The sequence below is a fragment of the Sporocytophaga myxococcoides DSM 11118 genome (assembly GCF_000426725.1).
GTDB lineage: Bacteria > Bacteroidota > Bacteroidia > Cytophagales > Cytophagaceae > Sporocytophaga > Sporocytophaga myxococcoides.
In genome coordinates, this window is sequence record NZ_AUFX01000006.1 from 520,642 (window position 1) to 541,363 (window position 20,722).

At 35.0% G+C, this 20,722-nt stretch carries 23 protein-coding genes; 7 read left to right on the forward strand and 16 right to left on the reverse strand.

Annotated elements, in window-relative coordinates; all coding sequences use genetic code 11:
• Window positions 1-36: 36 nt before the first annotated feature.
• On the reverse strand, window positions 37-1,290 hold the full coding sequence (gene nusA, locus K350_RS0110725; protein ID WP_028979918.1) for a transcription termination factor NusA: 1,254 nt from the start codon (window positions 1,288-1,290) through the stop codon (window positions 37-39).
• Between the two features lie 4 nt (window positions 1,291-1,294).
• Complete coding sequence (locus K350_RS0110730; RefSeq protein WP_028979919.1) at window positions 1,295-1,768, reverse strand: ribosome maturation factor RimP; 474 nt, start codon at window positions 1,766-1,768, stop codon at window positions 1,295-1,297.
• Between the two features lie 59 nt (window positions 1,769-1,827).
• Here K350_RS0110730 and K350_RS28280 point away from each other — a divergent pair, with 59 nt between their 5' ends.
• From K350_RS28280 to K350_RS0110745, 3 genes are read left to right on the forward strand one after another with little or no spacing between them, the layout of a single operon-like run.
• Complete coding sequence (locus K350_RS28280; protein WP_156026996.1) at window positions 1,828-2,997, forward strand: endonuclease/exonuclease/phosphatase family protein; 1,170 nt, start codon at window positions 1,828-1,830, stop codon at window positions 2,995-2,997.
• 42 nt (window positions 2,998-3,039) lie between these two features.
• The gene (gene cysS, locus K350_RS0110740; protein ID WP_028979920.1) at window positions 3,040-4,527 is read left to right on the forward strand and encodes a cysteine--tRNA ligase; all 1,488 of its coding nucleotides are present in this window, start codon (window positions 3,040-3,042) and stop codon (window positions 4,525-4,527) included.
• Window positions 4,517-5,506: a M28 family peptidase gene (locus K350_RS0110745; protein ID WP_028979921.1), complete on the forward strand. Its 990-nt coding sequence runs from the start codon at window positions 4,517-4,519 to the stop codon at window positions 5,504-5,506. The genes cysS and K350_RS0110745 overlap by 11 nt, the downstream gene beginning before the upstream one ends.
• Here K350_RS0110745 and K350_RS0110750 read toward each other — a convergent pair.
• From K350_RS0110750 to K350_RS0110810, 13 genes are all read right to left on the reverse strand, one after another.
• Window positions 5,494-6,420: a S66 peptidase family protein gene (locus K350_RS0110750; protein ID WP_028979922.1), complete on the reverse strand. Its 927-nt coding sequence runs from the start codon at window positions 6,418-6,420 to the stop codon at window positions 5,494-5,496. The genes K350_RS0110745 and K350_RS0110750 overlap by 13 nt on opposite strands.
• A 112-nt stretch (window positions 6,421-6,532) precedes the next feature.
• Window positions 6,533-7,213 (reverse strand): OmpH/Skp family outer membrane protein, encoded by a 681-nt coding sequence (locus K350_RS28285; RefSeq protein ID WP_051313038.1) that lies wholly within the window; start codon window positions 7,211-7,213, stop codon window positions 6,533-6,535.
• Window positions 7,214-7,245: 32 nt separating this feature from the next.
• Window positions 7,246-7,779 (reverse strand): OmpH/Skp family outer membrane protein, encoded by a 534-nt coding sequence (locus tag K350_RS0110760; protein ID WP_028979923.1) that lies wholly within the window; start codon window positions 7,777-7,779, stop codon window positions 7,246-7,248.
• Between the two features lie 4 nt (window positions 7,780-7,783).
• Window positions 7,784-10,312, reverse strand: a complete 2,529-nt coding sequence (bamA, locus tag K350_RS0110765; protein WP_028979924.1) for an outer membrane protein assembly factor BamA — start codon at window positions 10,310-10,312, stop codon at window positions 7,784-7,786.
• The gene (locus K350_RS0110770) at window positions 10,312-11,061 is read right to left on the reverse strand and encodes an undecaprenyl pyrophosphate synthase (RefSeq protein ID WP_028979925.1); all 750 of its coding nucleotides are present in this window, start codon (window positions 11,059-11,061) and stop codon (window positions 10,312-10,314) included. The genes bamA and K350_RS0110770 overlap by 1 nt, the downstream gene beginning before the upstream one ends.
• Window positions 11,062-11,125: 64 nt before the next feature.
• Entirely contained in the window at window positions 11,126-11,839 is a 714-nt protein-coding gene (gene porG, locus K350_RS28290; RefSeq protein WP_051313039.1) for a type IX secretion system protein PorG, read from the reverse strand.
• A gap of 11 nt (window positions 11,840-11,850) precedes the next feature.
• Entirely contained in the window at window positions 11,851-12,795 is a 945-nt protein-coding gene (locus K350_RS0110780) for a DUF6089 family protein (RefSeq protein WP_028979926.1), read from the reverse strand.
• Window positions 12,796-12,903: 108 nt separating this feature from the next.
• Window positions 12,904-13,779, reverse strand: a complete 876-nt coding sequence (locus tag K350_RS0110785) for an NAD kinase (RefSeq protein WP_028979927.1) — start codon at window positions 13,777-13,779, stop codon at window positions 12,904-12,906.
• Window position 13,780: 1 nt separating this feature from the next.
• Entirely contained in the window at window positions 13,781-14,446 is a 666-nt protein-coding gene (locus K350_RS0110790; RefSeq protein WP_028979928.1) for a CBS domain-containing protein, read from the reverse strand.
• Window positions 14,443-15,201 (reverse strand): alpha/beta fold hydrolase, encoded by a 759-nt coding sequence (locus K350_RS0110795; protein ID WP_028979929.1) that lies wholly within the window; start codon window positions 15,199-15,201, stop codon window positions 14,443-14,445. The genes K350_RS0110790 and K350_RS0110795 overlap by 4 nt, the downstream gene beginning before the upstream one ends.
• A 52-nt stretch (window positions 15,202-15,253) precedes the next feature.
• Window positions 15,254-15,826 carry an anthranilate synthase component II gene (locus K350_RS0110800; protein WP_028979930.1) on the reverse strand — a complete coding sequence of 191 codons (573 nt, stop codon included), beginning with the start codon at window positions 15,824-15,826 and terminating at the stop codon, window positions 15,254-15,256.
• A complete protein-coding gene (locus K350_RS0110805) occupies window positions 15,823-16,353 on the reverse strand; it encodes a CvpA family protein (RefSeq protein ID WP_028979931.1) in 531 nt (176 codons plus the stop codon). The genes K350_RS0110800 and K350_RS0110805 overlap by 4 nt, the downstream gene beginning before the upstream one ends.
• Before the next feature lie 8 nt (window positions 16,354-16,361).
• Complete coding sequence (locus tag K350_RS0110810) at window positions 16,362-16,814, reverse strand: GatB/YqeY domain-containing protein (RefSeq protein ID WP_028979932.1); 453 nt, start codon at window positions 16,812-16,814, stop codon at window positions 16,362-16,364.
• Between the two features lie 77 nt (window positions 16,815-16,891).
• Between K350_RS0110810 and K350_RS0110815 the strand changes: the two genes are divergently transcribed.
• Both K350_RS0110815 and K350_RS0110820 read left to right on the forward strand, forming a co-directional pair.
• Window positions 16,892-17,605 carry a pyridoxine 5'-phosphate synthase gene (locus K350_RS0110815; protein ID WP_028979933.1) on the forward strand — a complete coding sequence of 238 codons (714 nt, stop codon included), beginning with the start codon at window positions 16,892-16,894 and terminating at the stop codon, window positions 17,603-17,605.
• 3 nt (window positions 17,606-17,608) lie between these two features.
• The gene (locus K350_RS0110820; RefSeq protein WP_028979934.1) at window positions 17,609-18,373 is read left to right on the forward strand and encodes an alpha/beta fold hydrolase; all 765 of its coding nucleotides are present in this window, start codon (window positions 17,609-17,611) and stop codon (window positions 18,371-18,373) included.
• On the opposite strand, the gene K350_RS0110825 is transcribed toward K350_RS0110820, so the two are convergent.
• Window positions 18,365-18,592, reverse strand: coding sequence for a DUF2905 domain-containing protein (locus tag K350_RS0110825; protein ID WP_028979935.1), 228 nt, complete (start codon window positions 18,590-18,592; stop codon window positions 18,365-18,367). The two genes, K350_RS0110820 and K350_RS0110825, sit on opposite strands and share 9 nt — an antisense overlap.
• 37 nt (window positions 18,593-18,629) lie before the next feature.
• On the opposite strand from K350_RS0110825, the gene K350_RS0110830 reads away from it, so the two are divergent.
• Entirely contained in the window at window positions 18,630-19,358 is a 729-nt protein-coding gene (locus K350_RS0110830; RefSeq protein WP_028979936.1) for an SAM-dependent methyltransferase, read from the forward strand.
• Between the two features lie 84 nt (window positions 19,359-19,442).
• Window positions 19,443-20,720 (forward strand): methionine adenosyltransferase, encoded by a 1,278-nt coding sequence (gene metK, locus K350_RS0110835; protein ID WP_028979937.1) that lies wholly within the window; start codon window positions 19,443-19,445, stop codon window positions 20,718-20,720.
• The last annotated feature ends 2 nt before the right edge of the window (window positions 20,721-20,722 follow it).

Genomic DNA, 20,722 nt, shown 5'->3' on the forward strand with positions numbered 1-20,722 from the left:
CTAATATTGTAATAATAATAATTGTAATAGTTTTTTTTATTCGAATTCTTGCTTCAGAATACTAAGAACATCTTCAATCGTTTCCTCTTCTAGTTCTGTTCTTCTAACAAGGTCTTCTTTTGTTAGTGCTAGTACACTTTTAGCAGTGTCCAACCCAACTCTTTTTAACTCCTCGATAATCCAGGATTCAATTTCATCGCTAAACTCTGAAAGATCGACATCTTCCTCTTCCTGTTCTGAAAGTTCGCGGAATACGTCTATTTCCATACCTACAAGTTTGCTTGCCAATTTTATATTTTGACCGCCTTTACCTATAGCTAGCGATACTTGATCAGGCTTTAAGAATACAGAAACGCGACCTTCATCACCATCAATTTTGATATTTCCAATTTTAGCAGGACTAAGAGCTCTTGCAATATAAAGCTCCAGATTGTCTGTAAAATTGATAACATCAATATTTTCATTTTCTAATTCTCTAACTATGCTGTGGATCCTAGATCCTTTCATACCAACACATGCTCCAACAGGATCAATTCTATCATCATAGGATTCTACTGCTACCTTTGCTCTTTCTCCTGGTTCTCTTACTACTTTTTTGATAGAAATCAGACCGTCATAAACCTCAGGGACTTCACTTTCAAATAATCTTTCAAGGAAAGCTGGGGATGTTCTGGATAAGATAATTTTGGGATTACCATTGTGCATTTCCACACGATGAACAATAGCTCTTGCGCTATCGCCTTTTCTGAATCTGTCTTTTGGAATCTGTTCACTCCTTGGCAATACTAGTTCATTACCTTCTCCATCCAATAAAAGAACTTCTTTATTTAGAATCTGATATACTTCACCAGCGATGATTTCGCCAACTATTTCTTTATATTTTTGAAAAAGGATATCCTTTTCAAGGTCTTTAATTTTCTGGATAAGAGTTTGGCGAGCTGTCATTACCAACCTTCTACCAAAGTCTATAAGTTTAACTTCTTCGGCTACTTCTTCCCCAACTTCAAAATCTGCCTCTATCTTTCTTGCATCAGTAAGGGAAATATGTTTATTTTCATCAAAGTCAAAACTATCTTCTGCAAATTCATCATCAACTATTTCGCGAATACGCCAAATTTCAAGGTCACCTTTGTCAACATTGATAATAACATCAAAGTTTTCGTCTGTGACAAATTTCTTTCTGATCATTGTTCTGAAAACATCTTCCAGAATCCTTATCATTGTCGGACGATCAATGTTTTTAAATTTTGCAAATTCCGCAAATGACTCGATTAATATTGAACTCTCCATTTCCTTATTTAAATGAAACTAGAACATTTGTTTTCTTAATATCTCTGAAAGCGATTTGACGGCTTTCTATTATATTTTTTTTTGACGCTTTATCTTTCTTTTCTGCATCCAGAACTATTAACTCTTCGCTAACCTCTTTCAGCAGACCATCAATTTGACTTTCGTCTAATAAAGTAACACTTACTCTTCGACCAATATTCCTATAATACTGCCTCTTTAATTTCAATGGCTGATCTATCCCTGGGGAAGAAACTTCCAGTACATAGGCCGAATCAATTAAATTGTATTCTTCAATCTCGTTCCCTACCTTTCTGCTCAGATATGCACATGTATCAATATCAACTCCCTTATCACCATCAAGAGTTATGCTTATCTTTTGCCTTCCTGAATTGCCTGTAATAACTAAATCAACAATGAACAAATCATCGCTGGAAAGGTATTTTTCGGCAATATGAAGTAACTTCTCCTCTATCTTCATTAATAATTTATAAATAAAAGAGGGGACTATGTCCCCTCTTAATCATACTTATCCTAAATTTGAACAATGCAAAATTAACCAAAATTCTTTTTTTTCAAAAAATATTACCTAAAATTAAAATTTTATTTACAGAAATAATACTTTCAATGAAATCAGTTGATAATGGTTGGTTATCAGTGAATTTAATCTTCACAGTTCTAATTTTTGGGGGAATTCTTCTCGTATATACTTCCAATGAATTTCCTCCCCAAAAAGTTCAAATTCTTATTTTGATCCCCCTGTTAATCCCATTTTTTCTATTACTTAATATTTTTTTAATCTTTTTAAATTCTTTCAAAAAAAATCATTACAAAGCGATCATATTTTTTTTATTACTTCTTTTCGGTGGCTTCAAATATTTTGGGAGAACATTTCAATTGAGCTTACACAAAAAAGATGGGGAACAAATAAAAATTGCAAGTTACAATGTTCGCGTTTTTAGCGCCTACCATAAAAAGGGTGAACAGAAAATCAAACAATCTCAAAACTCAATCAATTGGATTAAAAAAAGTGGTGCTCAAATTGTTTGTATTCAGGAATTTTATACTAATAATACCATAGAAGAGTTGAACACAATTAAGATCTTTAAAAAAAACTACCCTAATAATAGAATTATTCCTTATTACGATATTCCCCCTCAAAAACTTGGCTTGGCAATATTATCAAAATATAAAATTATTAAATCCGGAGAAGTAAAATTCACCAGTAGTACTTTTAACCAGGCGATGTTTGCTGATATTAAAATAAATAAAAATAAAACTTTACGTGTATACAATGTTCATCTACAATCGATGAATATCGATCAAAAAATCTTTACAGGGTCAGAGTTTGAAAAAGAATTACTATTTAGCTCAATTAAAAAATATAAACGCGGAGCACTTGAAAGAGCTGAACAATTAAAACAAATACTCAAACATATCAACAATAGCCCATATCCTGCAATTATCTGCGGAGACTTTAATGATGTCCCGTATAGCTATGTTTATGAGCAATTCAGAAATCATTTTAAAAATGGATTTGAGGAGAAAGGAGATGGTTTTGGCTTTACCTATTCTAGCAAATATTCTTTTTTAAGAATTGATAACATTTTTGCTTCGAAGCAAATCAAATTTATTAATTTTAAAACTCATGATTCTGTCTGGGGGTCGGACCATTTCCCGATTTCTGCAGACGTTTTTATAGAAAATTAATTTTTATCAAGTCATTACCACCGTTTTATTTAAATTCGCAGCATGAATAAGGACTTAAAAATTTACAATACTCTTTCCAGAGAAAAGGAAGTATTTGAACCCATACTTGCGCCTTATGTGGGAATGTATGTATGTGGCCCAACAGTTTATGGGGATCCTCACCTAGGTCATTCAAGAGCAGCAATAACATTCGATATAGTTTTCAGATACCTTCAGTTTCTTGGATTTAAAGTCAGGTATGTCAGAAATATTACTGATGTAGGACACTTGGAAAATGATGCAGACGAGGGGGAAGACAAAATTGCAAAAAAGGCAAAACTTGAGCAATTGGAGCCAATGGAGGTAGTTCAGCATTATACCGATGCTTACCATAGAATTATGAACAGGATGAATGTCTTGTCTCCATCTATCGAGCCACATGCAAGCGGCCATATCCTTGAGCAAATCGATCTTACGGAAAAAATCATAGATAGCGGTTTTGGTTATGTTGTAGATGGTTCTGTCTATTTTGATGTGGTTAAGTATTCCAAATCAAACCACTATGGAAAGCTGTCTGGTAGGGTTATAGAGGATTTAATAACAGGTACAAGAGAGCTCGATGGATCCGGTAAAGCTAATTCTCTTGATTTTGCTCTTTGGAAAAAAGCTTCTCCGGAGCATATTATGAAATGGCAGTCTCCATGGGGAGAAGGATTCCCTGGATGGCATATTGAATGCTCTGCAATGAGTACCAAATATCTTGGAAAACATTTTGATATTCACGGGGGAGGGATGGACTTAATGTTCCCACACCATGAATGTGAAATAGCACAAGCAACTGCAGGAAATCATGCTGAGCCGGCAAAGTACTGGATGCATAACAATATGATCACCATTAATGGTCAGAAAATGGGTAAATCTTTGGGAAATTTTATCACCATGGACGAGCTCTTCTCAGGGAAACATGCTTTGTTAAAACAAGCATACACACCAATGACCATAAGGTTTTTTATTTTGCAGGCGCATTACAGATCCACATTAGATTTTTCAAATGAGGCATTAATTGCGGCACAAAAAGGTTATAAAAAACTTTTAAATGGTTTAAAGCTTGTTAAATATCTAAGTCAAAATCCAGAGGTTTCAGAACCATGCAATGAAGCTTTGGACCTTGAACTTAAAAAGCTCTCAGAGGCCTGCTTCGAAGGGCTGAATGATGATTTTAATACAGCTATTACTATTGCAAGTTTGTTTAACCTTTTGAAAAAAATAAATGGTTTTCAAACAGGTGCACTAAATATCGATCAGATTTCATCCGAAACTTTAAGTAAAGTAAAGGATACTTTTATTAACATAACCGAAAATATCCTTGGTCTTCTTGAGGAAGGAATTAATGAAAATGAGTCGTTAATCGAAGGCTTACTTGAATTTTACAGGGACGCCAAATCTCTTAAAGATTATGAGAAGGTTGATAAAATCAGAAAGTATTTTAAAGAAGCGGGTCTTGTAATAAGAGATTCCAAAAATTCCATTGATTGGGCATATGAAGAATAATTTCTCAATAGCAGTAATTGCAGCTTTCTCTTTATTTATTCTTTCTTCTTGTGGAGAGGATAAACCAAAACAGGATAAGCAACCTCAGGTTTCCAAGCCTTTAGTTCAGGCGCCTCTGTTTAATAGTGATTCAGCATACAAATTTATTGAACAACAAGTGGCTTTTGGCCCAAGAGTGCCTAATACTCCTGCCCATCAAAAATGTGGTTCTTTTCTTATTTCAAAACTACAAACCTTTGCTGACACTATAATTGTTCAGGAATTTCAGTCGAAGGCTTTTGATGGAAAAATGCTGAATCTTAAAAACATTAAAGCATCATTTAATCTGAAAGCAACAAAAAGAATATTACTGACATCCCATTGGGATTCAAGACCATTTGCAGACCAGGATTCAATAAACCAAAAGAGTCCAATACTAGGTGCAAACGATGGAGCCAGTGGAGTTGGAGTTCTTATAGAAATAGCCAGATTGCTTAGTGAAAATACAAAGCCAAATGTAGGGGTTGATATTATTTTATTTGACGGGGAAGATTATGGACAACCTGAATTCTATCAGGGGGATCAACAATACGATTCATGGTGCCTTGGCTCTCAATATTGGGCAAAAAACAAAGGTGATTATACGGCATACTTTGGTATCTTGTTAGACATGGTTGGAGGCAAAGATGCCAAATTTGGAATGGAAGGTACTTCTATGGTTTATGCACCTTCAATTGTTAAAAAAGTATGGGATATTGCAAACAGACTAGGATTTGGAAAACATTTTATTTACCAGGAAACTGCTCAAATAACAGATGACCACCTTTATGTTAACCAGATTGCCAAAATACCAATGATTGATATTATTGAATTTGAAAATTCTGATGGAAATTATTTTGGATCATACTGGCACACTCACAATGACAATATGAGTGTTATTGATAAAAATACATTAAAAGCAGTAGGCCAAACAGTACTCCAGACAGTTTATGAAGAATAATTTAAATTATCTGTGGTACAGTAAACGACTACAGATTCTTTTGAATTCACGTTGAGAATATATTTTGCTCCAAGTATAAAAGCTCTGTTATCTGCTTCATGCCCTGCCGGAAAATTAAAGCCGACAGGGTATGTATATTCTTTAACCGAATCAGCAATGATTTCAAAAGCAGATTTTCCGAAGGGTACCGTGTTATCTGACATATCGCTAAAATGCCCTACAATAAGTCCTTTTAACTTATTTAATTTACCAGCTCTTTTCAACTGAATCATCATCCTGTCTATCCTGTAAAGATTTTCTCCAACATCTTCAAGAAACAGAATTTTGTCCTCTGTTGAAATATCCGATGATGTTCCTATTAGGGAAACAAGTATAGATAAATTCCCTCCCACAATTTGCCCTTCTATATTACCTGTTCGGTTTAACTTGTGATATGGGAACTGAAAAGGATTAAGCTTTCCGAACAAAGTATCTCGAAGTGTTTGAATTGAATGCCGGTTATGATTTTTACCAAAAACTACAGGCATACTTGAATGAATGGACTGAAACCCTATTGAATTAAGATGAGTTAATAAAACTGTGACATCACTAAAGCCTGCTACCCATTTGGAATGAGCTTCAAAACCACTAAAACTTATATCGTCAATTATCCTTGACGTGCCATATCCTCCTCTGGCACAAATAATTGCCTTAACTTCTTTATCATCTAAAAATTCTTGCAAATCTGAAAATCTTGCTTCATCTGTCCCAGCAAACTGATGAAAATGATTATAACAGTTCTTACCAACTTTAACTTTCACCCCCCAGCTTTTAATTATTTCAATACCAGCATTAAGCTCTTCAGGAAGGAAATTTTTAGCAGTAGCTACTACCCCAACAACATCACCAACTTTTAGAAAGTCAGGTTTTTTCATAAAATGATAATAAAATAAATTCGTGAATTGTTTTAATTAATAAGAGAAGGTAAAAGAGAGGAGATATAAAAAAAGCCTCACAAGGAGGCTTTTTCATTCTGATTTACAATAATTATTTCTTTTTTACCGGAGCACCTGATCCTGCAGGTTTATTCTCAGCTGGTTTAGGTTGAGTTGTGCCTGCGCCTGTTCCTGCACCAGCACCAGTCCCGATCCCTGTATTATTATTAGCATCTGTTGCGCCTGGAGCTGGAGGTGTTACTCCTAGTTTCTTAAGTACAAGATCAGAGATATTATCATCTTTGCTTTTTGCGTAAAGGATTATAGCAGATCCTCCATAATCAGCATGGGTACTGAAAATGTAAGAGTAATTGTTCTCCTCAGCTACCTGATCAATAGCCTTTTGAATTTTCTCAAGTACAGGCTCCAATAGGGATACTTGTTTCTTTTGAAGGCTTGTTTGTGCATTTTCCTCAAATTGCTTGATAGAGTTCTGCATATTCATCAATTCTTTCTCCTTATCTTCTTTTATAAGATCTGTAAAAAGATTTGCCTGAACACCTTTTTGGTAATCCTGAAGTTTCTTCTCGTATTCACTATACTTGCTTTGCAACTGAGCCTGAAGTTGTTTTTCATAATCTTTCAACTCAGATTCGATCTTTTTTGCCTCAGGCAACAAGCCTAATATATAATCAAGGTTAGTATAACCCAATTTCAAATTTGATTGTGCACTGGCGAAAAAATTTCCAGCAAAGAATATCAAAAATGCAGTAACGAATAGTTTTGTTTTCATGTCGTAAATATAATAGAAAATTTTATTTAAGGTTATTTTTCCGCGGTGTCGTTAGGATCACCTAAGCCTAATTCTTCAAGGACATAATCAGTATAATCATGAATAGGGTTGGTATATACCATTACCAGATCTCCGGATTTATCAAATATAATCTGAAGGCTTTTAGCTTTGGCAACTTTTTCTACTGCTTCAAACACCTTATCCTGTACTGGCTTCATCAACTCCTGCCTTTTTAAGAATATCATTCCCTCAAAACCGAAAATCTTCTTTTGATATTCTTTAATTGCTTTTTCTCTTCCTGCTAAAGTATCCAGGCGTTCTTTCTTCATATCTTCAGTGAGCAAAATTTCTTCGGCTTTAAAATCCGTTTGCATTTTTTCATACTCCTTTTTCATCTTTTCGATGTCTGCCTGCCACTTGGAAGAGAGCATATTTAGTTCCTTTTCAGCTTTTGCATATTCTGGTAATTTCTTCAGAATATAGTCACTATCAATATACCCGAACTTCTGAGCATTAACGCTAAGCGTAATCAGGCAAAGTAAAAATAGCACTCCTAAAGTTCTCATGTTTTTAGCGGATTTGTTGTCCGATGGTAAAAGTAACTTTACTTCCTTTATTTAATCCTGGGACTGCGTCAAAACCATATCCCCAATCAAGACCAATCATACCAAAAGCTGGCATAAAAATTCTCGTACCAACCCCTGCTGATCTATAAACCTTAAACGGATTAAAGTCCTGGAAATTGTTCCAATTATTCCCACCTTCAAAGAAACCCAGAACAAACACTGAAAGCGCAGGACTTAAATTTACCGGGTATCTGATCTCTGCAACAAACTTGTCAAATATCGTTCCACCTTGCGGAACAGGCTTAATAACATTGTCCTGATAACCTCTTAACCCTATGATATCTGAACCTAACAAGAAATTATATCCTGTAATACCGGAACCTCCCATAATAAACCTTTCAAAAGGTCCTATTCCTGTAGATTTTTTGTAGGAGCCTATAAATCCCAGGTGGGCTCTAAGGTTTAACACGAGGCTTCTTCCACCTGGTTTTCTTGGAGGTACAAGAGGAACAAACCAGGATTGATCTACCATCCATTTATGAAACTCAATCCATCTGTATCTCTCCTGACTGGATAATTTCGGATTTTCGTAATTTACACCGTTAAATAATGAATATGGAGGAGTAGCTGTTATCGTTAAATTAAGATTTGAACCTCCGGTCGGGAATGTAAAATCATTAACACTATTCCTTGAAATAGAAGTAATGAATGAGAAGTTGTTTGCATATCCAGTAGTAAACCCAATTCCTCCGATTCCATAAGCAGAAGAATAATTATCTAAGTCATATTTCACAAAGGAAAGTGAATTACTTAATGAGAAGTAATCATCAGGCCATTTCAATTCTCGGCCCAAGCTCACTGTTGCCGCTGTTACATAAAGGTGTCCGGCATTATATTTTCCAGTGCTGCTGTTATATAGATTTTGAGCTGACCTAGACAAACTGATAGAGAATGATTGAGGTCTTCTTCCTCCTAGCCATGGTTCGGTAAATGAAAGCGAATAAGTCTGATATGCTCTACCATTTGCCTGCAGACGCAAAGCTAACCTTTGTCCGTCTCCCGCAGGAAGTGGACTCCATGTTTTTGGTTTAGATAAATTTCTGGCAGAGAAATTATTAAATACCAGTCCTAAAGTACCTACAAAACCAAAGTAACCTCCCCATCCTCCTGAAAGTTCAATCTGATCACTTGGCTTCTCTTCTACTGTATAATGAATATCAACTGTTCCTTCCTGAGGATTTGGTATCGGATTCACACCAATGGTTTCAGCATTGAAATACCCTAATTGACCTATTTCTCTTTGTGATCTGATAAGGTCTGCCCTACTGAACTTCTGGCCTGGATAAGTTCTGATTTCACGCAATACGACATGATCGTGTGTTTTCGTATTTCCAGACACAGTTACATTTTTTATAGTAGCTTGCGGGCCTTCATAAATACGCATTTCTATGTCTATAGAATCACCATTAATAAGCACTTCAACAGGATCTACACTGAAGAATAAATATCCATCATCCAGATATAATGAACTGATATCAGCTCCGCTTGGATTATAATTTAATCTCTTCTGCAGATTTGCAAGATTGTAAACGTCGCCTTTGTTAATAGCTAATATTCTGCTAAGAGTTTTATCATCATAAATAAAATTTCCTGTCCATGTGATATTTCCAAAATAGTACTTTTTCCCTTCCTCAATATCCATCTTTATATTGACAGATTTATGATTGAGCTTATAGATGGTATCAAATGTTATTTCTGCATCTCTATAACCTTGAGAATTATAATATTCTATTACGTTCGCTTTATCCTGTTCGTATTCTTTTTTAAGAAGTTTAGAAGTTGTGAAAAGCTTATACCAACGCTTTTCTTTTGTCTTCTTCATTTTCTTTTTTAATTTCTGATCCCTAAAAGCTTCATTTCCGTTAATTATAATGTTGCGGATTCTAACTTTGCGTTTTTTGTCTACATTAATTTTTAGAATGATACTGTTAGAAACTACTGTATCTTTAACCTGGGTAATGGTAACCTCTGTATTAAGACACCCTTTATCCAGATAAAAATCCTTAACTTTCTTTTGGGCATTTTTTATCATAGCGTCGTTGACAATTTTGCCTTTGGCAATGCCAATCTTGTCACTAAGATCTTTTTCATCGTTTTTCTTTACCCCCTTAAACACAAACCGAGAAAGTCTAGCCCTTTCTTTCAGATTGAAATCAAGGTATATCTTTCTTCCTTCAACATTCTGAACAGATACCTCTACATCTCCAATCAGTCCCTGATCCCAAAGCTTTTTTATGGCATTGGTAATATCCTCACCAGGAATTGTAATCGGATCCCCAGTTTTCAAACCGGTTATAGCAATAACTGCCTGCGGATCCAAAAACTGAATACCGCTTACGGTTATTCCTCCGATAATATATTGTTCGGGATTAGAATAGCTTGGGTTTATGTACTCCCTCTTAATTGGTTGGGCTAACAGAACCGAAATAGGAAATAGGATACTTATTAGTGCAATTAAAAAAATTCTTTTCATTAAACTTGTTTCAGTTGTTCGCTGATCATTCCAAATCTTCTTTCTCTCTTTTGAAAAGAAAGCACTGCATTATACAAATCGCCCTCCCTAAAGTCGGGCCATAAAATATCTGTTATATAAAATTCTGAATATGCAATTTGCCATAACAGAAAGTTACTCACTCTAAACTCTCCACTGGTTCTTATTACTAACTCCGGATCTGGAATACCTGCTGTTGAAACACAATCTGAAATCATCTCCAAAGTTAGGTCTTTCGACTTTAATTCGTTTCGTTCTACCTTTTCTAAAAGCTTTCTTGTAGCTTCCAAAATATCCCATCTGCCACTATAACTCAGAGCTAACGTAAGAGTAAGCCCTGTATTGTTTTTAGTAGCGTTAATTGCTTCTGATAATTCCTTTTGACAGGAAGTAGGCAAGTCTTTAAAATTACCGATAGTAGAAAGGCGGACGTTATTTTGATTTAATTGCTTTACTTCTCCTTTGATTGTTGAAACAAGAAGTTGCATAAGGGCATCCACCTCCTCTTTGGGTCTGCTCCAGTTTTCTGTGGAAAATGCATAAAGAGTAAGATACTTAACCCCAATTTTTGCGCAACCTTCGGTTGCTTCTCTTACAGAAGTGATAGCACTTTTATGACCGAAAATTCTGCTTATTGCTCCCTTTTTCTTAGCCCATCGGCCATTCCCATCCATAATAATAGCAATATGCGCTGGAATTTTGGTCTTATCAATTTGTTCAATTAAGTTCATCTACCTTTGGCCCAATGAGAAAACCAAAGGTACGAAATGATTCGACTTTTGAAAAATGAAATACTTATTTATGATAAATAGCAGGACATTTGACGCTGTAAAAAGTGTAGCTAACAGTTAATCCAGTATAATAATACCAATCAGTTTTTAAAATATCCCCAGTTCTGCGGTAATTGATAGTACCCTCCCTTACTCCGTCAAGGTAATCAGTAAATGTTTTTCTTGCCACAAACTCTCCACCAAGATTCCAATGTTCAGTCAACTGGTATTTGAAGCCCAGGCCAATGGGAATTGCAACATTAAAAAAACTATTTCCCGTTCCAAGGTCTTGTTGGGTATTATAAAATGCAATACCACCTGTAAAATATGGAGTAATCCTAGATGAGCTTTGAGCTTTTCTTGAATCTTTTGGAGCTCTGAAATTAAAAAAATTATATTCCAAAGTAGCTGATACCTCAGTGAGGTTATTTTTAAATTCGCCCTGTCTGTAATTAGCAACAGGGTCTTTCGATTTTAATTCAGCCCCATATATCCCTCCAAAACTAAATGCTCCTCTTAATGCAACAGCAGGGCTAAAATTAAGTCTGTAAAAAATCTCAGCTCCCGGACGATAAAATAATGGGTTGAATTTTCTTGCAAGTTCTCCTGTATAATTGAACCCTCCAGCGCCTAATCCAATTTCATGAACCTGAGCATTAACATTAGCAACCGAAACTCCTATAAAGAGAAAAATAGCAGAAAGGATCCTTCCTGCTATTCTATTATTTTTTCTATTCAAAGTTTTATCTTTTATCTAAACTTAGGACAAACAACTCTCGGAGGAATAATGTAAGTCAAATGAAAGCCAGTTACAATGTACCAGTCTTTATTTTTATCACCTCTTTGATCTCCTGGATTTGACACGCCTCTGATTCCGATTAATTTTCCATTTGAATCAAATTGTAATCTTTCTTGATCACCCAACTTCGCAAATAACTGTGGATCTCTTTCAACTCCACCTTCAAGTGTCCTATTAGCCATTGCCGCTGCAAGACTTGTTTCAGGGTCTCCTTTATCAACATAATAAGAACTTACATCATCCAGATAATCTGTAAATGTGTATCTCCATCCTAATTCAAATGCCAAGTCTAGCTGTTTGGATAATTTATATCTCACGCCTAAACCAAATGGAATTGCAACCTGATTTAAAGAATAAGATTTTCCTTCTGTTTGTAATGGATTTAAAGCAACATATTTGCCACCAAATGCATCCGGGCTTTCTGCTTTAGGATTATGATGAAAATATGCGATACCTATAAATCCGTAAGGTGTGAAATCGGCACGTCTTACATATTTACCTCTATGGCCAATCAGATCAATAACTGCATCTACTTTAACCTCAAAAATATCATTTCGCACTGAAAGATTTCTTGCTCTCCTGAAAAGGTTTTTATCATTATAGTTTGCACTTTTATCATCACTACCTTTTATTCGCCCATAAGATATAGCTCCTCTCAGTGAAAATCTTGGATATAGTCTTGCTAGTCCTTCAATACCAAAGTTAGGTCTTGTTAGCTTTATGCCTGGCCGAGCAAAGCTTGGACCGGGATCCAATTCACCTACATAGTTCATTGCATTAAGTGTAACTCCAACACTATAATAGCGATTTTTCTTGTTGAACTCTTGGGCAAATGATCCCTCATTGAAAAAGGAAACTAAAAATAATAAAAGTCCTAATTGTAATAACTTTTTCATATCCTATAAGAGTTTAAAACTCAATAAATTTCTTGCAAGAAATAAAATTAATTCGATTATTACGCTAAGTTAACAATTAAAGTCAAATTTTTCTTATTAAAATAAAAATTAATTCCTTAAATCTAAGCCCCAGTTAAGCTTATTTCTTAGTGTCTGAAAATAATTATACCCTTCTAACTCAACTATTTTAGCTTTAAATTTCTCCCTTCTTACTGTCAGTTTGGTTTTAACAGGTACTGATTTTGATCTGGAATCGAGTGAAATAAGGAAATTTTTATTTCTGGCTTCTATTTCAAAAGAAAGAACACTACTATCCGGAACAATCATTGGCCTTACATTAAGATTATGAGGACTAACCGGAGAAATGATAAAATTGTTTGTACTTGGCATAACTAAAGGTCCGCCACAACTTAGAGAATAGCCCGTGGAACCTGTTGGAGTTGAAATAATTAATCCGTCCGCCCAATAAGAATTTAAATATTCTCCATTTATATAAGTATGCACTACTATCATAGATGAGATATCTCTCTTCAAAATAGCGAATTCATTCAATGCAAAATTAACACCATTAAATAAATCAAGATCAGAATCCAAATGAATCAAAGTTCTTTCTTCGAATTTATAGGTATGTTTATAAATTGAATCAATAGCCTGTAAGATTTTTTCGCGAGGAGTTGTTGCTAAAAATCCTAAACGCCCTGTGTTGATTCCAAGAAGTGGTATTTGTTGAGGTCCGGCAAATGAGACAGATTCTAAAAAGGTTCCATCTCCACCAATACTAAATAAAAAATCTGTATCTTCTAACTCCTCATGGTGACTGTAAATATTAGCATTATTATATTTAATCCCTACCTTATCGAGAAAAACAGAGAAATTCTTATAAACCAGGATTTCTGACTCCCTTGATTTAAGGTTATCAAACATTTCCTGGATAAATGGGATAGCGTCATTATTAAAGGTTCTGCCGTGTATTGCAATTTTCATTCTAAATATTCAGATACTTAAACAGTAAATCAAGTCTTTCTTTATCGTGACTTGTCAGTTCATTTTCCTGAAAATTAGCAATTATTTTATAATCATACCTTTCAAAAGTCGCAATAATTCTTGTAAGGTCTGTTCTATTTAATTTGAGAGTAAGTTTTATTTTATTCGGATCAAGTTCATCATTAGAAACAAATGAACTTAAAACTTTGGCATCATTTGCCTCTACCAACCTGCTTATCTGAGACAATGAATAGTCTTTATCCTGCATAGATAGTACAATAATCCCACCTGGCCCTTGAGTTGCAAACATTTGAGCCATAGCAAATGATGTTTCATTTACTGAAATAACGCCTACAAATTTTGAATCATCATTCACTACGGGTACGATCTGCAACTTATTTTTAGATGCCAACTTTATTACATCATAAAAATGAGAAGAAGGTTTTACTACCAGCTCTTTATTAACTAACCTTATGTTTGAAATTGGTACGGTGAAGTCATCTTTTTCATACAAAGCTTGTTCTTCAAGAAATCCTAAAAAATTATTATTCTCAACAACAGGCAATTGGGTTAACCTGAACTCTTCCATCCATTTCTTTGCTTTCTCTGCTGAATCAGAAACCTTCAATGGAGGAATCATCTGGTTTATTAGTTCTTCGGCAATCATACAGTAGACTCCAGGAATTTGTGAACAAAAGCATTAAACTTCTCAGGATTTTCCATCATTGGAGCATGTCCGCACTTGTCGATAAATCTTAATTCCGAATTTTTTATTAATCGATTAAACTCATGAGCGACAAATGGTGGTGTTATCGTATCATTAAGTCCCCAGATTAACAAAGTTGGAATTTTAATATTTGGAACGTCTTTGGCCATATTGTGCCTTTGGGCAGATTTTGCAAGGGCAACAATATTCATACACTTAGGTATACTTTTCGTAATGTCAAAAACTTCTTTTATAAGCTCTTCAGTTGCAGTGGCAGGATTGTAAAATGTATAACCTACTCTTTCTTTCACATATTCATAACTTCCCCTTTTAGGATATGACCCTCCCATTCCATTTTCAAACAACCCTGAACTTCCAGTCAAAACCAACCGCTTGACTTTTGATGAATTTTTCAAAGTATAATCAAGTCCTACATGTCCGCCAAGTGAATTACCAAGCAAAGTTAAATCACTTAACTGTTTGAAGTTGACAAACTTCTCTATAAAAGCCACCAAACCTTCTACACTTGCTGACCTAACAGGCATTTCATAAATAGGCATTAAAGGAATTATGACTCTGTAGTTAGAAGTAAACTCTTTAACTACTCCCTCCCAATTGCTTAGTGCCCCAAAAAGCCCATGTAGCAGTAAAAGAACTTCGCCTTTACCTTCATCAATATATTTGAATTCTTTTTCTTGCTTAACTGTAAAAGTCATGATGTGAAGATGTAATTTTATTAACGTGCAAATTAAAACAAAGTTTGAAATATTACTTTATAGTAAAGGATAAACTAAGCCAGTTTTGTATAAGTTTTTCACCATTTTCGGATAAAACTGCCTCCGGATGAAACTGAAACCCATAAATTGGCTGAGTAATATGCCTTATTGCCATAATCTCATTATTATTTGATTCAGCCAGAACTTTAAGCACTGGTGGCAATTTTCCCAGAATTAAAGAATGGTATCGAACAATATTAAAATCCTCATTAATATTTTCAAATACCGGATCCTTATACACTACTTCTAATAATGAAATCTTGCCATGCATAGGCTTGTCCATTTTAACAATTTCAGAACCAAAAAAGTATCCGATTGCCTGATGACCAAGGCATATACCTAATATTGGCTTAAGCCTCCAAAATTTTTCAATAATTGAAAGAAGTAGTTGTTGGTCTTTAGGATTTCCTGGACCTGGAGATAAGACAATTCCCGAGAAAGAATTCAAAGCTTCAAGATCTTCAATTTCATCGATTCGCATGCATGTACATACCACTCCCAGCTTTTGAAAAAGATGAAGAAGATTATATGTATATGAATCTAAATTATCAATCAGTACTATCAAGCCTTTTGGTTTTCAAGTATCTTCTTTAATGCTGGAAAAATATCCTGAAATGGTATTATATAGCTGACAACGTGGATTGTATTTGGCGCAAAAGAAGCAAGCACAGGATAAGCAAATGATTTTTGCCCATATTTAGAAATAAACTCCAGCTTGGCGGCACTTGTCAACCAAATAAACAAACTAATTATGAAAGCAGTTTTTAGAACTCCTACAAATGCTCCGGCAGCGCTGTCAAATGTGCCAAGAAGTGTATAATCAAGTATTGATTTTAAGAATTTACCAAAAAAGTATATTCCGACAAAAACCAACAAAAAGATTATCGTAAATGTAACATAAGGCAGCATTTGGGGGAAATCTTTCATATATGGTTGCATCCAATTCATTCCTTCTTTGAGAAGCTTAAATGCAGACAACACTGCAATTATGAATGCCAGAAAGGTAACTATTTCCAATAACAGTCCCTTTTTATATCCCGCATATCCCCCAAGTGCAAGAATCAGAATAACTATTATATCAAAGATTTCCACTTTATTTCTTATTGACTCAACAATGATTTAACTAATGCTGAAACAACTTTATTATCTGCTGTTCCTGCAAATGCCTTAGTTGCAGCGCCCATAACTTTTCCCATGTCTCCAGGACCTTTGGCTCCAACTTCAGCAATTATTTCCTTCAGTTTTGCAGCTATTTCATCTTCAGAAAGCTGCTTCGGCAAATATTTCTCGATTACTGCTAATTCATCAAGCTCAATTTTTTCCAAGTCCGCCCTTCCCTGTCCGGCATAAACTTCAGCTGATTCTTTTCTTTGTTTTGCCGCCTTTGTTAAAAGCTTAATTTCTGCATCTGTAGAAACCTCTCCCTGAGCGCCTTTATCAGTCTCTGCCAATAAAATAAGAGATTTTATACTTCTTAATGCACGCAATTCATCTTTGTTTTTTGCTAGCATTGCCGATTTTATATCAGCATCGATTTTTTCTTTTAAACTCATCTTTTGAAATTTAATAGAATATTGAATTTATTTGTCGTCAAAAATAGTCAAATTATTTTTCAGAAAAAGAAAAAACAATGACCCGCTTAAGTGTAAATGTAAATAAAATAGCCACATTGAGAAATTCCAGAGGGGGCAATAATCCCGATTTGATCCAAGTTGCATTGGATTGCGAACGATTTGGAGCTCAAGGAATAACAGTTCACCCGCGACCAGACGAGAGACATATCAAATATGCGGATGTTTATGCTTTAAAGGAAGTGATTAAAACTGAATTTAATATTGAAGGGAATCCTGAAGGAAAATTTATTGATCTTGTAAAAGAAATCAAACCACATCAAGTAACTCTTGTACCTGATCCTCCGGGAGCTATTACAAGCAATGCTGGCTGGAATACAATAAAATATAAAGATTTTTTAAAAGATGTTATCCGGGGTTTTAAAGAATGTGGGATTAGAGTAAGTCTATTCGTAGATCCTGTAGAACAAATGGTTGAAGGAGCTGCAGAAGCTGGTGCTGACAGAGTGGAACTTTATACCGAACCTTATGCAAAAAATTTTTCAAAGGATAAGGTAAAAGCTATTTCCGAATATATAGTTGCTGCCCAGAAAGCTGCTTCTCTTGGATTAGGACTTAATGCAGGACATGATCTTGATCTTAAAAATCTAAAATACCTTAAAGACAATATCTCTAATCTTGATGAAGTATCTATAGGGCATGCACTCATATGCGATGCTCTTTATTTTGGACTAGAGAATACAATCCAAATGTATCTTAAAGAATTAAACTAAAGGATGAAATTATATTATAAAGAACTAGGATCAGGGGAACCTTTAATTCTGTTACATGGATTATTTGGATCTTCTGACAATTTATATTCTGTTGCCAAAGAGTTGGCTAAAAAGTATCAAGTATTCGTTATAGATGAACGAAACCATGGCAATTCGCCTTGGAGTGATATAATGAATTACGATGTGATTGCAGATGACATTAAAGAATTTATGGAAGATCATTCCATAAAGAATGCTTTGATAGTGGGCCATTCAATGGGTGGAAAAGCGAGTATGAAATTAGCTCAGAAATATCCGCAATTGGTTAGAAAATTAGTCGTTTCTGATATTGCACCAAGATATTATGCGCCACACCACCAGACCATATTAGCAGGGCTGAATAGCGTTAACCTTGAAACACTTGAAAGCAGAACAGATGCTGATACTCAATTGTCGGCTCATATTAAAGATCTACCTACCAGACAATTTCTGTTAAAGAATCTGGGCAGAGATGAAAATGGACAATTCAAATGGAAAATAAACCTGAGTGTAATCACAAAACAAATTGAATTTGTAGGTGCTGGAATTAATGATTCAGAAGTAATCAACACACCCACTCTATTTGTTAGAGGTGGCAAAAGTGATTATATAAAACTCTCTGATGAACCAATTATTAAAAAGATATTCCCAAACTCTACGTTAAAAACAATTGAAGGCGCAAGCCACTGGATTCATGCTGAAAAACCAGTCGAATTTATCAATCTGATTTTTGAGTTTGATTCAGAATAATTTTCTTATAACGAACAAGATTAACGAAATAAGAATACTAAGTAAAATACTTGTAGCCAAAGGAAAATAGAATGACCAGTTTTTTCCTTTAATCGCAATATCTCCCGGGAGTTTGCCTAATAGGGGTATTTTATCAGAAAACAATAGTATCAACCCAATAACGACGAAAATAATACCACCTATAATCAACCCTTTTCCTAAGCCTTGAAATTCACTCATATTTTAGCACTTTAAATGATCAACAAATATAAATACAATGTCGATTCCCGAATCTGAAACTTCCAAATTATATCTGATTCCCTCAATACTGGCAGAAGGCACTGCCCTTCAGATGATGGCTCCGGCGATAGCTGAAGTTATTAAAGAAACTGATTATTATTTTGCTGAAAATATTAAAACAGCTAGAAGATATATAAGTGAGCTAAAAACAGGACGAAAAATAGAAGACCTTATCTTTTATCAACTTGATAAAGATACTTCAAAAGAAGAGGCCATTAAATTATTTGAAACAGTTCCATCAGGAAAAAATATTGGTGTATTATCTGAAGCTGGCTGTCCTGGCATAGCTGACCCAGGAGCTTTAGCTGTTGCAATTGCACATAAAAAAAAATGGGATATAGTGCCTCTTCCAGGCCCATCTTCCATCTTTATGGCATTAATGGCATCAGGTTTCAATGGTCAGTATTTCTGCTTTAAAGGTTATCTTCCAATAGATAAAGATCAAAAAATTAAGGCTTTTAAAGCCATAGAGAGAGAAGCCTGGGACAAGAGAGCCACACAGATAGTTATCGAAACACCTTACCGCAATAATAAATTTTTAGAAGATATAATTGCGACTGGCAATCCTGAAACCCAACTTTGTATAGCTTGTGATATTACAGGACCTCAGCAATTTATTCAGACGAAAAACCTTAATGAATGGAAAAAAAATTTACCAGATCTTAACAAAAAGCCCACAGTATTTCTATTTTTTGGAAGAAACTGATTAAGTTTTTTGTGTTGTTGGATTTTAATTTAACTTTGATAATTAGTTATTCTTAAATAAGATACCTTTAAACCTAAAAAAATAATGTCATACCTATTTACCTCAGAATCCGTGTCGGAAGGTCACCCTGATAAGGTTGCTGATCAGATTTCAGATGCAATCCTTGATGCAATTCTTGCACAAGATCCACATTCAAGAGTTGCTTGTGAAACGATGGTTACTACAGGACTAGTTGTAGTTGCCGGTGAAGTTACTACTAAGGCTACTATTGACACTCAGAATATTATAAGAGATACTATTAAGAAAATCGGGTATACCAAAGCAGAGTACATGTTTGAAGCAGACTCTTGTGGTATACTTACTGCACTTCACCAACAGTCACCAGATATTGCACAAGGTGTTAATGAAGGAGAAGGCATTGATAAAGATCAGGGAGCTGGTGATCAGGGGATGATGTTTGGTTACGCAACAACAGAAACTCCTGAATATATGCCTATGGCTTTGGCTTTTTCTCACAGACTGGTAAAAAAGTTAGCTGAGATCAGAAAAAAAGGCAAGAAAATGACTTACCTGCGTCCAGATGCAAAATCTCAAGTTACAATTGAGTATGGCGACAACGGCAAGCCTAAGAGAGTGCATACTATCGTTATTTCCACTCAGCACGATGACTTTGGGAAAGATGCAGATATGCTGAAATTGATCAAAAATGACATGGTCAATGAAGTAATCCCTTCTGTGATTCCTAAAAAACTTATTGACAGTAAAACAATCTTCCACATCAACCCAACCGGAAAATTCGTAATTGGCGGACCTCACGGAGATTCAGGATTAACAGGAAGAAAAATTATTGTTGATACTTATGGAGGAAAAGGTGCACACGGCGGTGGAGCATTCTCTGGAAAAGATCCTTCTAAAGTTGACAGAAGCGCAGCATATGCAGCAAGACACATTGCTAAAAACCTTGTTGCTGCGGGAGTTGCAGAAGAAATACTTGTTCAGGTAGCCTATGCAATCGGTGTTTCAAAACCAGTTTCTTTAACTGTAAATACTTACGGAACAGCGAAAGTAAATATGACCGATGCTCAGATCGCTTCCAAAGTATTGAATGTTTTTGATATGAGACCAAAAGCTATTGTTGAAAGATTAGGCCTTAAAAACCCTATTTTCTCTGAAACAGCTGCATATGGCCATATGGGAAGAGAACCATTTATAAAAGAAGTAGATCTTTCTTATGTGGAGCTAAAAGATGATGGCAAAAAGAAAACAGAGATCAAGAAAACTGTAAGTAAAAAAGTTGAATTCTTCACATGGGAAAAACTTGACCATGTAGAAGCTGTAAAGAAAGAATTCAAAATCAAGTAAAA